This is a genomic window from Paenibacillus sp. VTT E-133280, assembly GCF_002264385.1.
GTDB classification, from domain to species: domain Bacteria; phylum Bacillota; class Bacilli; order Paenibacillales; family Paenibacillaceae; genus Paenibacillus_AQ; species Paenibacillus_AQ nitricinens.
Genome location: NZ_NFUX01000115.1, coordinates 1 through 12,241, shown reverse-complemented (window position 1 = coordinate 12,241; position 12,241 = coordinate 1). Strand labels below are relative to the sequence as shown.

General features: G+C 44.1%; 10 protein-coding genes and 1 riboswitch. Of the genes, 9 read left to right on the top strand and 1 reads right to left on the bottom strand.

Annotation, left to right across the window (positions count from 1 at the left end):
• The first annotated feature begins 381 nt into the window (after positions 1-381).
• The 7 genes from CA600_RS29340 to metE all read left to right on the top strand — a co-directional run bounded on the left by CA600_RS29340 (position 382) and on the right by metE (position 9,365).
• Positions 382-1,083, top strand: a complete 702-nt coding sequence (locus CA600_RS29340; protein ID WP_094874631.1) for a response regulator transcription factor — start codon at positions 382-384, stop codon at positions 1,081-1,083.
• The gene (locus CA600_RS29335) at positions 1,080-2,078 is read left to right on the top strand and encodes a sensor histidine kinase (RefSeq protein ID WP_094874630.1); all 999 of its coding nucleotides are present in this window, start codon (positions 1,080-1,082) and stop codon (positions 2,076-2,078) included. Before CA600_RS29340 ends, CA600_RS29335 begins: the two co-directional genes overlap by 4 nt.
• A gap of 85 nt (positions 2,079-2,163) precedes the next feature.
• Positions 2,164-2,934 (top strand): ABC transporter ATP-binding protein, encoded by a 771-nt coding sequence (locus tag CA600_RS29330; protein WP_094874629.1) that lies wholly within the window; start codon positions 2,164-2,166, stop codon positions 2,932-2,934.
• Positions 2,909-4,858 carry an FtsX-like permease family protein gene (locus CA600_RS29325; protein WP_094874628.1) on the top strand — a complete coding sequence of 650 codons (1,950 nt, stop codon included), beginning with the start codon at positions 2,909-2,911 and terminating at the stop codon, positions 4,856-4,858. Before CA600_RS29330 ends, CA600_RS29325 begins: the two co-directional genes overlap by 26 nt.
• Positions 4,859-4,875: 17 nt before the next feature.
• Complete coding sequence (locus tag CA600_RS29320; RefSeq protein ID WP_042190577.1) at positions 4,876-5,499, top strand: DedA family protein; 624 nt, start codon at positions 4,876-4,878, stop codon at positions 5,497-5,499.
• Between the two features lie 49 nt (positions 5,500-5,548).
• Positions 5,549-6,409 (top strand): undecaprenyl-diphosphate phosphatase, encoded by an 861-nt coding sequence (locus tag CA600_RS29315; protein ID WP_042190575.1) that lies wholly within the window; start codon positions 5,549-5,551, stop codon positions 6,407-6,409.
• A gap of 194 nt (positions 6,410-6,603) precedes the next feature.
• A riboswitch (cobalamin riboswitch) is annotated at positions 6,604-6,808 on the top strand.
• 256 nt (positions 6,809-7,064) lie between these two features.
• On the top strand, positions 7,065-9,365 hold the full coding sequence (gene metE / locus CA600_RS29310) for a 5-methyltetrahydropteroyltriglutamate--homocysteine S-methyltransferase (protein WP_256990060.1): 2,301 nt from the start codon (positions 7,065-7,067) through the stop codon (positions 9,363-9,365).
• Positions 9,366-9,503: 138 nt separating this feature from the next.
• On the opposite strand, the gene CA600_RS29305 is transcribed toward metE, so the two are convergent.
• A complete protein-coding gene (locus CA600_RS29305; protein ID WP_076120659.1) occupies positions 9,504-9,656 on the bottom strand; it encodes a DUF1540 domain-containing protein in 153 nt (50 codons plus the stop codon).
• A 374-nt stretch (positions 9,657-10,030) separates the two neighbouring features.
• On the opposite strand from CA600_RS29305, the gene CA600_RS29300 reads away from it, so the two are divergent.
• Both CA600_RS29300 and CA600_RS29295 read left to right on the top strand, forming a co-directional pair.
• Positions 10,031-10,807: a hypothetical protein gene (locus CA600_RS29300; RefSeq protein WP_094874626.1), complete on the top strand. Its 777-nt coding sequence runs from the start codon at positions 10,031-10,033 to the stop codon at positions 10,805-10,807.
• Positions 10,808-11,043: 236 nt separating this feature from the next.
• Positions 11,044-12,174 carry a DUF4349 domain-containing protein gene (locus CA600_RS29295; RefSeq protein ID WP_179281774.1) on the top strand — a complete coding sequence of 377 codons (1,131 nt, stop codon included), beginning with the start codon at positions 11,044-11,046 and terminating at the stop codon, positions 12,172-12,174.
• Positions 12,175-12,241: the final 67 nt, after the last annotated feature.

Here is a 12,241-nt window from a genome sequence, read left to right as displayed (position 1 = left end):
AAAGAACGGTATAAATCCCGTAGAAATGGCCGGATCCAGTTCTAATTGCTTCAGCAAGACATTGGTTACTTATGTTCGAGATGATATCGCCGGTTGACGTTTTTTTTATCGACTCTGTGATGTCTACCGCTACTGTATCTGCAACTAACTATATAGTGAGACCCGTGAATGATTATGCTCATTCACGGGTCTTTTTTTAGAGGTTGGGATAGTTTAATTCTACCCTTAAATATCTGCCTCACGTTAAGCATGACGATCTGCCTAGCTTTACGCTGACGATCTGTCGCATAATCCCCCTAACAAATTTGACTAACCCTGTCCACGATGTATATATTATTTGGCAAACCCCTATATTGTTAAGGCTGTGACCGGAGGCATGATATGTTCAAAATATTTATTATAGAAGATGACCGTGGACTGGTAGCTCTGCTACAGGATTATTTACATAAGTTTGGATATGAAACACAGGCTGTGAATGATTTCGAGCGGGTTCGCACTCAGTTTGAGACGTTCGCTCCGCACCTGGTTCTATTAGATGTTAATTTGCCAAAATACGATGGTTATTACTGGTGCCGCCAGATTCGTGGGATTTCCACCTGCCCTATCCTTTTTATATCTGCCCGCGACGGCAAAATGGATCAGGTGATGGCGCTGGAGAACGGAGCCGACGATTATATTACGAAGCCCTTTGATTACGAAATTGCGATGGCCAAAATTAAAAGCCAGTTACGACGCGCTTACGGCACCTATGCGGGAAGCAACAATGAGCGTACCCTAACCGTTGCCGGATTGGCACTGGATGTGGAGCGACTAGTCCTTACTCGGGGAGAAGCCAAGGTGGATTTAAGTCACACGGAAGCCAAGATACTAGATGAGCTGATGCAAAAGTCGGGAACTATCGTTACCCGCGACAGACTGCTCGAAAAAATCTGGGATGATCAAGCCTTTGTGGATGAGAATACGCTTAATGTCTATGTCACCCGTGTACGTAAAAAGCTTGCCGCTCTTGAGATTACGGACGGTCTACAAACCGTTCGAGGTCAAGGCTACCGCTTGATTCCGAATTGGGGGGATGAGGGTTGAAGCTATTTTTAAGGGAGCAGATCCCATTAATTGTGGTCTATCTAGCACAGCTCATCTTGATCACACTAGTCTATCGGCTGGATGGGGGCAGTGGTGTGAGTGTTAGTCTGTACGCTGCTCTTCTCAGCACTTGTCTGCTGCTTGGCTACCTCGCTTACCGGTATATCAGCAATCGTACGTTCTATGAACGACTGGAGACTGTACCTACCTCTCTAGATGAAGCTGGCGGTCCATCACAGGATTCTCCGCTTGCCGTGAGTTTACGAGGACTACTAGGGTCACAATTCCGCCTCTACAAAAATGATTTACACAGCTACCGCCACAAGCTGGAAGAACATATTCACTTTATTAATCAGTGGGTGCATGGAATGAAGACACCGCTGTCTGTGATCCATTTGATGATTCAAGATAAAGACGGACCGCCTTTTACGGCGATAGGTGATGAGCTGGATCGTCTGAAAAAAGGACTGGACACTGTACTTTATACGGCTCGGCTAGATACCTTTGAGCACGATTTTTACGTGGAACGTTTGGATTTGGAAACCCTCGTACGTAGCGTGACCTCAGAGCAGAAGCGTCTGTTCATACGTAACCGTATATTTCCTACTATTAAAATAGATGAGCGAATCGCCGTAACTACAGATGAGAAATGGCTAAGTTTTGTACTTACGCAGATTATTACGAATGCAATACGTTATACGACGGAAGTCGGCAAACATGTATATTTTCATGGGTACATACAAGAAGACAAGAGAGCAGTACTGGAGATACGAGATGAAGGCGTGGGCATCCCAGCAGGTGATCTGCCGCGTGTGTTTGATCCTTATTTTACAGGTGTCAATGGACGAACCTTTCAAGAATCCACGGGAATGGGTTTATATCTTGTAAAACAGATCTGCGGAAAACTTGGCCAAGAGGTGAGCATTTGCTCAGAAGAAGGCAAGGGCACGACCGTACGGATAGTGTTTAAGGAGTCCTACCTTACAAATATGTAAGGTCATTGTAAGTTAGAGAAATGGCAGCCTGTGTATACACTTTGTATAATGAAGGCAATCCAGTCGAAAGAAGGAGAGGTAACACTTGCCCATTCTAGATGTTCATAATTTATCAAAAATATATGAGGGCAAAGTGTCCACTCAGGCATTGAATCATATCCGCTTTTCTGTTGGAAAAGGGGAGTTTGTTGGCATTATGGGACCTTCGGGGAGTGGAAAAACAACACTGCTCAACACGATCGCCACCATTGACCAGCCGACCTCCGGTCAGATTCTGATCAACGGCCGAGATCCCAATCTGCTTAGCAGACAAGACAAGGCACTCTTTCGCCGCCATGAGCTTGGTTTCGTCTTTCAGCATTTCAATCTGCTGGATACGCTCACTGTTGAGGAGAACATTGTGCTGCCTCTCACGCTTGCTGGTGTCCGTGTAACGGAAATGGAGAGCAGATTGAAAGAAGTAGCAAGTATGCTGGACATCAAGCATCTGCTGCAAAAAAGGACATACGAGATTTCAGGTGGACAGATGCAGCGGACCGCCATCGCCCGGGCGATGATTCATCGTCCTGCACTGATTTTAGCAGATGAGCCTACAGGGAATCTGGATTCCAAGGCTTCAGGTGAAGTCATGAATATGCTGACAGAGGTAAATCAGGAAGAAGGGGCAACTGTGCTGATGGTCACACATGACGCAGTGGCCGCGAGTTTTTGTAACCGAGTCATCTTTATTAAAGACGGACGTTTCTATAGTGAAATGTACAGGGGGAGCAGCAGAGGCGCTTTCTTCCAAAGTATCATTGATATGTTGTCTCTGCTTGGGGGAACTAGCCATGACCTTTCGGCAATTCGCTTATAGGAATGTTACACGTAACAAGCGTAAATATGCGGCTTATTTTGTCGTCAGTGCTTTTTCAGTGATGATCTTTTTCGTGTGCGCTTTGTTTATTTACCATCCGGATATTTCTAAGAGTTTGGTTTATAGTACAGCAGCTCATACAATGATGGCGGCAGAAGCCATTATTTATGTGTTTTGCTCCTTGTTCGTTCTCGTATCGGTTGGATCGTTTCTGCAGTCACGTAAGATGGAGTTTGGGATTTTATTGATGCATGGAATGACGAAGCAACAGCTCAACATGATGGTATTTTTGGAAAATATGATGATCGGCACCTCAGCCATTCTGACAGGTACATTACTAGGGTTAATTCTGGGCAAGTTGTTTTTAATGATCGGATCTACTTTTCTGGGTATACCTCTTTTAACGTTTCATCTTCCATGGCAGGCGCTTGTACTAACGATATGTAGCTTTGCGCTGTTATTTATTCTAATCTCGCTAAGCACGTTCTTCTTTATTGGGAATGAATCACTGATGCGGCTGTTTCAGGGAGAACGAAAAGCAGAAGAGGAACCTAAAGTTTCCTTGGTGTTATCAATCCTGTCTGCTTTATTGCTGTTAACGGGCTATTTTATGGCAGCTACTGCACAAGCGGCTTCGGTTGAAAAGGTGATGTTCCCCGTCGTTATAATTACGGTTGCGGGTACCTATCTCTTTTATACTCAGCTCAGTATTTACACTGTTAAACTGCTTAAGACGATCCGGCGCCTGTATTGGAACCGCACGAATATCATTACTTTATCGGGCTTGTCTTACCGCTGGAAAGAGAATGCCCGAATGTTCTTTATGGTGACGATTGTATCCGCAGTATCTTTTACTTCAGTGGGAGTATTTGCATCGATCCATACGCTTTCCAGAGAGTTGAAATTGGACTATCCCGCAGCAGTTGGTTATGTAGCCAAAGGCCATCAATCGCAGGATCCTTTTGACCAGCATTTGGACGAAATTAAGGAAGAGCTTACAACGCTCGGGTCACCCTATGAGACACTTAATATTCCGATTAAATACGCAGAGGTGGAATCTCAGACCGGGCCAGATCGCACGTTAAGGCTTCCCTTGATTGCTTACAGTGATTATAAGCTTGCTCTGCTTCGTGCAGGGTTTACGACGGATGAGCAACCTCTAAGTGGAGATGAAGGACTGGTGATGATCGGTTCGCAACGAGACCGGAGTCTGCAAGCGGGTAGAGTAAAGCCGATATACACTTTGAAGCAAGGTCTTTCCATTCGAGAAATGGGTTATACCCAGCATGTTCCCATTGCCGAATATCTATTGCCGGAGCTGGATGGAAGGGATGGGGGAGATTTCAGCGGTGTTGTGATTAGCGATGAGCTTTACAAGGCTATTCATCCCGTACAGACCGATTTGTATACAGGATTTTACATGGATGACTTCCCGCGAACAGTAGGTATAGCGGCGGATCTTGCTCATAAAGGGAAACGATCCTATGAAAGTAACTCGCCATACGCGATTGTTGTTAGCGGCACGCTGTTTGAAATACAGAGAACATTGTACAACACGATGCTATTCGCTTCTTTACTGGTGGGTACTGTATTTTTCATAGCGGCAGGCAGCTTCCTTTACTTCCGGCTGTATACAGATCTAGATCATGATCGTCATCAATATTCTACTTTGTCCAAAATGGGACTTACAGATCATGAGCTAAACCGAATTGTAACGATACAATTGTCGTTGTTGTTTTTTGTTCCGGTTGGGATTGCCATTTTGCATAGTGTGTTTGCCTTTATTGCGCTTCAGCGGTTGTTCTACTTATCTATTGCTGTGGAGACCGGGGCGGTGTTATTGGGATATTTGGCTGTCCAGGGACTTTACTTCTTTTTTATTCGCAGCCGTTATTTACGCAACTTGAAGAAGAACTTGATCTGAATAATGGGGGTTACGAAATGCAAGCATGGATTACAGATTTTATGGAGCAGTTTGGTTACTTTGGTATTTTCCTGATGCTCGCTTTTGAAAATATATTTCCACCAATTCCTTCCGAAGTGATCCTTCCTTTTGGCGGATTCATGACAACCACAACGAATTTGACCATTCCTGGGGTAATCATTGCTGCTACGCTTGGCTCACTGCTGGGTGCAGTGATTCTTTATTATATCGGTCGTTTGTTGGATGTAAATCGATTGGAAAAGATCGTTGAACGCTGGGGCGGCCTACTCCGGATTAGCAAAAAGGACATCCACAAGGCTGACGCTTGGTTTGACAAATATGGCTATTGGACCGTATTATTTTGTCGGATGGTTCCATTAGTGCGTAGTTTGATCTCGATCCCAGCAGGGATGTCGGGCATGAAATTTGGAGTGTTTATGATCTTCACAACGATTGGTACGCTGGGATGGAATCTATTGCTGGTGCTTATTGGGGCGGCATTGGGTGAGTCCTGGGAAGACATCGCCATGTATATGGATATGTACTCTAACGTAGTGTACGTGCTTCTTGCAGGTGGAGTAGTGATCCTGGGGTATTTGTTCTTCCGCAAGCGCAGCCGGAAAATGAACACCGAAGGTTGAGCCGAGAAGGACTTATAGATAAAAGTTATGATTAAAAGGAGGAGAACAAATGGAGCTATTAACGATTATTAAAGCTATTATTTTGGGAATTGTTGAAGGATTGACTGAATTTGCTCCGGTATCCTCCACGGGTCATATGATCATTGTTGATGATATGTGGTTAAAATCGACAGAGTTATTTGGGCAATATACGGCCAATACGTTCAAAGTGGTTATACAGCTGGGGTCAATATTAGCAGTTGTAGTTATTTTTAGAAATAGGTTCATTGAATTGTTGGGCTTAAAGCGCTTCAGCCGCAAGCAGTTGGATCCTGTAACCGAGCAACAACCACAGCTTGAAAAAGGCGGCCACCTTAAGCTTACACAGGTGCTTGTAGGCTTAGTGCCAGCAGGCGTGCTGGGGGTTCTGTTTAATGATTATATTGACGAACATTTATTCTCTACATCTACCGTGTTAATCGGTCTAGTAGTCGGTGCTGTATTAATGATTATTGCGGATCTATTCGGACCTAAGAAGATTCAAACGGAGAGTGTCGATCAGATTACATATAAGCAGGCGCTAGGTGTTGGTCTGGTCCAGTGCTTCTCCTTGTGGCCGGGATTTTCACGTTCCGGGTCGACGATTTCTGGTGGTGTTCTTCTGGGTATGAGTCATCGTGCTGCTGCTGATTTCACGTTTATTATGGCTGTTCCAATCATGGCAGGCGCCAGTTTACTCTCACTGATGAAGAACTGGCAATATTTCACCATCGATGCCCTGCCGTTCTTCATTGCAGGCTTTATCAGTGCCTTTGTGTTTGCGTTATTATCGATGCGTTTCTTCTTGAAATTGATCAACCGGATTAAGCTTTTACCATTTGCTATATATCGCATAGTACTTGCTGCAGTAGTATATTTCGTGTTTTTCTAAATCCGTTATAAGGAATCGATATAACCAAAGCCCCCGTCATCTATTGCAGATGACGGGGGCTTTCACGTATGATGACATCAGATTAAGACACTCACTTTATTGATGATAAGGATAAAGTAAAAGTTTCACTTTATTCTTATTATTCTCGCATAAACGTCTTACCGTCCTTAAAAGGACGCCAATGGCGTTTTAGCTTGAAAATAACGGAGACAGGTGCTTGCCGGAATTAGTAATTCGGTAGGCTTAAAAGGGAAGTTCGGTTCGAAGCCGATGCGGTCCCGCCACTGTAACGGAAGAGTCCATAGCAACATATGTCACTGGCAATTTACTACTGCTGGGAAGACTGCTAAGGATGCTGACACCGCTAGCCAGGAGACCTGCCTGTTTCAACAGCACTGCTTCACCTACGGAGGATAGGAAGGTGTTAGACGTTAACCATAGGTATATTATGGGCGTCTTTCCCTTTGACTTTTTTTAGGGAAGGGCGCTCTTTTTTAAAATATAAGAAAGTATAAGTTTTGCACCTATGCTTTATGTCTTATATTTCTCGCTAAAATGCTTACCGTCCTTACAAGGACGCCGAAGGCGTTTATGCTTATAGGAATGCAAGTGATATCAAGTCCAAAATAAGAAAATGGAGAAGGGGAGCTGCAAAGTGACGAACAAAGTAAAAGTAAGTAATCTTGGCTATCCAAGAATCGGAAAAAACCGCGAGTGGAAGAAAACGTTGGAAGCCTTCTGGGCGGGGAAAATAAATGAGGAAGAATTCCGTACTGAAATGACAGGCATTCAGCTTCAGCATTTGAAGACTCAGCAGGAGGCAGGAATTGATTTCATTCCGGTAAATGATTTTACATTCTACGATCATGTGCTGGATACAGCTGTTATGTTCGGGATCGTACCTCCACGTTATGCGTATGACGGTGGCGACATTGGACTTGATCTTTATTTTGCGATGGCTAGAGGAAATGCTGAGGCTACCGCTTGTGAGATGACTAAATGGTTCAATACGAACTATCATTACATCGTTCCAGAGATTGGTGCACAAACGCCGCGTCTGACCGAGAACAAACCACTGGAAGCTTATCGTTTTGCCAAGTCCCAAGGGGGAATTGAGGGTAAACCTGTAGTTTTAGGCCTTTATACATTCCTTAAGTTGTCAAAAGGTTTTGCATCTGCGGATATTGCGAAGATTGCTGCTCGGTTTCTTCCGGTTTACATTCAGCTGTTGCAGGAACTGAAGCAAGAAGGAGTATGCTGGGTACAGATGGATGAACCAGCAATTGTTACAGGAATAAATGAGTCAGAATTATCCTTACTTCACTCGATTTACACAGAAATTGCTGAATCCGTGCCTGGTTTAAATATTATTCTGCAGACTTACTTTGAAGCTGCTGAACCGCTGGAGGCATTGTTCAAACTTCCGGTACAAGGTTTAGGTCTTGATTTTGTCCATGATGGCGGGACGAACCTGGCATCGATTGAACGTCTTGGCTGGCCTGAGGATAAGTGGCTGGGAGCGGGTATTATTGACGGACGCAACATCTGGCGCTCGGATCTGGATGCTAAGCTGCAGCTAATCGAGAAGCTGAGTGTACATGTACCGCTTGATCGTCTTATTCTACAGCCTTCTTGCAGTTTGCTGCATGTTCCGGTTACTGTTCAGGGTGAGGCGAAGCTGAAGACAACCGTCAAGGCTGCATTAGCCTTTGCTGATGAGAAGCTTAGTGAGCTTGGCCTGCTTGCTGCAGCCTTAGAGGGTACAGGAGAAGCTGCTGCTGCGTTGACAGCCAGTCGCGAAGTCCTTACTGCCTTCCGTTCGCTTCCTGAACGCGGCCGTAAGGATGTTGCGGAGCAAGTTCTTGGACTTGCAGATTTACCGGACCAACGCAGTCTACCGTTTGCTGAGCGCCTGAAGGTGCAGCAGGAGAAATGGCAGCTGCCACTTCTGCCTACGACAACGATCGGAAGCTTTCCACAGACCGTAGAAGTACGTCAGGCAAGGTTGAAATGGCGTAAAGGGGTATGGAATCAAGAGCGCTATGATGGGTTCGTACGTGAGCAGATCGCGGATGCAATTACCTTCCAAGAAAAACTGGGTCTGGATGTACTCGTGCACGGTGAGTTTGAAAGAACGGATATGGTGGAGTTTTTCGGGGAGAAGCTAGATGGTTACTTATTTACTAGTAATGGCTGGGTTCAATCCTATGGATCTCGCTGCGTGAAGCCACCGGTTATTTATGCGGATATAGCTTTTATTCAGCCTATGACTGTGAAAGAGAGCGTTTATGCTCAGTCGTTAACTGCCCTTCCTGTTAAAGGCATGTTGACTGGTCCTGTTACAATCCTCAATTGGTCTTTCGTACGTGATGACCTTAGTCGGGAAGCAGTAGCCAATCAAATTGCCTTAGCGCTCCGTCATGAAGTTAAAGCTTTGGAGGATGCAGGCATAGAGATGATTCAAGTAGATGAACCGGCTATCCGTGAAGGGCTTCCTTTGAAGGCTGAAGATCATGAGGCATACTTGAATTGGGCGGTGAAGTCGTTCCGTATCGCAACGAATCATGTGAAGGCTACAACACAAATTCATACCCACATGTGCTATAGCGAATTCAATGACATGATCGACTCCATTTCCGCGATGGATGCAGATGTCATCTCTATAGAAACTTCCCGTAGCCATGGGGAATTGATCGTTAGCTTTGAAGAACAGGAATATGATAAGGGAATCGGTCTTGGTGTATATGACATCCATAGTCCACGGGTTCCTGCTGTAGAAGAAATGACAGCTGCTATTGATCGTGCGCTGCGGGTGCTCGACCCTGAACAGTTCTGGATTAATCCGGATTGCGGTCTTAAGACACGTGGCTGGCAGGAGACGGAAGATGCACTTCGTAACATGGTAAAGGCTGCCGCTATTGCAAGAGAAAAGGCAGGAGTTAGTGCCTCCAAATAGCATTAGAGATATACAATAAATCATAGCCGGGGAATTTCTCCCTGGCTTTTTATTTCAGCCACTTGATAATAATTCTCATTCTTGATAGAATGAGAAAAGAAAAGAAGGAACCGTGGAGGGTCCCTTCAAATTATCACCTTATTTGCTTTCGAAAGTCTTGCAATCTGTTTCTTCTGCACGTGTAGGTTCTTGGGAGCTGTGGAAAGCTACAAAGATAGAATCAGCACTGCATTTGTTCTCTTCTGCCCAGTGGGTGCAGGAGTTAACTTCGCAAATTACGTCTTTTGCCATGAGGGTTCACCTCCCCTTCTTAGTAATAGACAGCATTATTAACAAAGAACTACTCTGTTCAACAAGGTGGAGCTTGTCCGAACAGAACCGCGCCCTACCCTCATTCATTATGAATTGAGGGTATTTGGTATTTTCTGTGTAGCTAGACGAGGTTATTGTACCAAATAAAGCGTTTGTAAGCAAATGGGTTATTCAATCACAGAAATATGACAAAGTTATACAAATAAATATAAAAAATTACAAAATACATTTCTCATTAACATACCAAAAAATACAAAATAATCCTAATTATCTATATAATTTTAAAAAATATCTGGTAATATTTTCGATAGGGAACGGCCGATCCTAATCTGAAATATTGGAGGATGAAATTGATGAAAAAGTTCTTACTATTCCCTTTTGCCTTAATGCTAATCTTGTGTTTACCTATTTATGCAGGTGCAGAAGGTGTACATAATGACGAAGCCCCTCAAAATAGTGAACCCGAAATCATAAAAGTCTACAAAACCTCACCTACGGGATTGTCAGAAATCTCAATAGAAGAGTACAATGATATTCTTGCGCAAGGACAAGCTTTAGAGGCTGCTAAAGAGGGATTGTTGCCAAGTGTGCCCCTGCTTAATACAGATTCTTCTTTTGAGAAAGCCTCTGTTATAGCTCCTAGAGATGCTTTCCAAACAACGATCTACTCTTACCAACAAAATGGTTATGTCTCCTATGTTACTAGAAGTGGCTTGACTAGAAAAATCTCTCAGGCTGTTTATAACAGTGCTTCTGGAAATTCGTTGTTAAACATCAGCTATTCGGTTTCTCAAGGTTATATTGCGAACACTAGCTTTGGTGTAACCGCAAAACAAACAGCTGTTAGTGCTGGCATTACGGGTGGCTCGTCGTGGTCCAATACTTATGGTGGCAGTAACACGACAACTGCATTAGTGAATCCTTACAATTATGCTTGGATGGAATATACGCCTATTATGAATAACTCATTTGGTGTGATCACAGAGAAGACTTATGCCAATGTTCAAGGGAATTCAGTTCTTGTAGGCACCACTAGTTATGATGTTGATATTTACATGGCAAGATTATTAAGCGGTTCGCTACCAGATGGCATTTATGTCATTAAACAAAGTTCTTCTAACCCAGGTTAGTGTTTGCACAAAAAATGATAGTTCGAAACCCCAAAGTCGCAGAAATGCGGCTTTTTTTCTTTTGAGTATGCATGATTTAAAAGAAACTATTCATTATTCCATTTTTAAGTGCAACCTTCCAGGTTTTGGAACGTCATAGTAAAGAGTGACGGAAGAGATCTGCTTAGAACAAGACATTCCGTTACGATATGATGATCCGTGCAAGCGGTATCTACTACATTTTTGGAGGAATGAGAATGCGTAAATGGGGTCTGCATTACTTATGTTTATTAATTCTTGCGGTAGTCTTGGCGGGTTGTGGTTCAGCGGATAGGAATTCAGCGGCAGATAGCTCGGCAAAAGAAAATGGTAGTACGAGTAACAACGCAGCAGTAGAGGTACAATCGCAGAGCTCGCTGGCCTCAACAGCGGATAAAAGCACTTCGGCAGCCCCTGAGGCAGAAGCAACAGGCAGCGAGAACTTGGCTGTAAAGGGCTCCACATCAGAAAATACAGTTCAAGCAAGTGCAGGGTTTACTGGTAGCGATGTAGTAGCGGGCTTGAACAAGAAGCTGATCTATAAAGCGAATCTTAACATGGAAGTAGAAGACTATGGAAAAGCACAGACTGAAATACGTAATTTAGTAACCATGGCCAATGGATATATTATTGAGTTTAATGAAAATATGTCACAGTACGAGCAAGGTGGGACGTTTATCCTTAAGGTACCTGCCTCCGGATTCTCACCTTTTCTGAATAAATTAGAACAAGTAAAACACGAATCTCTACAGCGCAGCATTCAAGGTCAGGATGTCTCTGAAGAGTACGTTGATCTGGAGTCACGTTTGAAGGCAAAGCAGCTAATGGAAGCACAATATACAGAGTTTATGAAAAAAGCGACGAAATCCACCGATCTGGTCGCCTTCGCGAACGAGCTTGGCTCGATTCAAGAAAGCATTGAACAGATTAAAGGTAGAATGCGTTATATCAATCAGAATGTATCCTTCTCTACGGTAGAATTGAGAGTGTATCAGACGGATGAAAGCATTGCTGTCAAAGAGAAGAAGGAGCAAGGGCCGTTACTGGAACGCGCTTCAGATGCTCTAAATGGCAGCTTAAATGCGCTATCTGTGATGTTTCAGTGGCTTGTAGTTATCCTTGCAGGAGCGTTACCGATACTTATCGGGGCTGCCATTATATTAGCTATTGTATTAGTTTCCCGTAAAAATATCCGCGAGCGTCGGGAGCAGCAGACCGAGAGGATCCGTCAGCGCAATAAGGAGCTGAAGAGAGAGCAAATCATCCCTGCGGCAACAGAACCTAAGGAGGCAGTTTCAGAGGATGAGCCGAAGGCTAATAAGGACTCAGAGGACTCAAAGAAAGAATAGCCCCTCTAAGCATAAACGACCTCGGCGTCCTTATAAAGACGGTAAGCGTTTAAGCGAGAAATATAAG

What these genes read in the sequence shown, in the direction of transcription:
- CA600_RS29295 (WP_179281774.1), top strand. Translation starts at nt 11,044, where the DNA reads ATGCGTAAATGGGGTCTGCATTACTTATGTTTATTAATTCTTGCGGTA.
- CA600_RS29305 (WP_076120659.1), bottom strand. Translation starts at nt 9,656, where the DNA reads ATGGCAAAAGACGTAATTTGCGAAGTTAACTCCTGCACCCACTGGGCA.
- CA600_RS29320 (WP_042190577.1), top strand. Translation starts at nt 4,876, where the DNA reads ATGCAAGCATGGATTACAGATTTTATGGAGCAGTTTGGTTACTTTGGT.
- CA600_RS29340 (WP_094874631.1), top strand. Translation starts at nt 382, where the DNA reads ATGTTCAAAATATTTATTATAGAAGATGACCGTGGACTGGTAGCTCTG.
- CA600_RS29325 (WP_094874628.1), top strand. Translation starts at nt 2,909, where the DNA reads ATGACCTTTCGGCAATTCGCTTATAGGAATGTTACACGTAACAAGCGT.
- CA600_RS29300 (WP_094874626.1), top strand. Translation starts at nt 10,031, where the DNA reads ATGAAAAAGTTCTTACTATTCCCTTTTGCCTTAATGCTAATCTTGTGT.
- CA600_RS29315 (WP_042190575.1), top strand. Translation starts at nt 5,549, where the DNA reads ATGGAGCTATTAACGATTATTAAAGCTATTATTTTGGGAATTGTTGAA.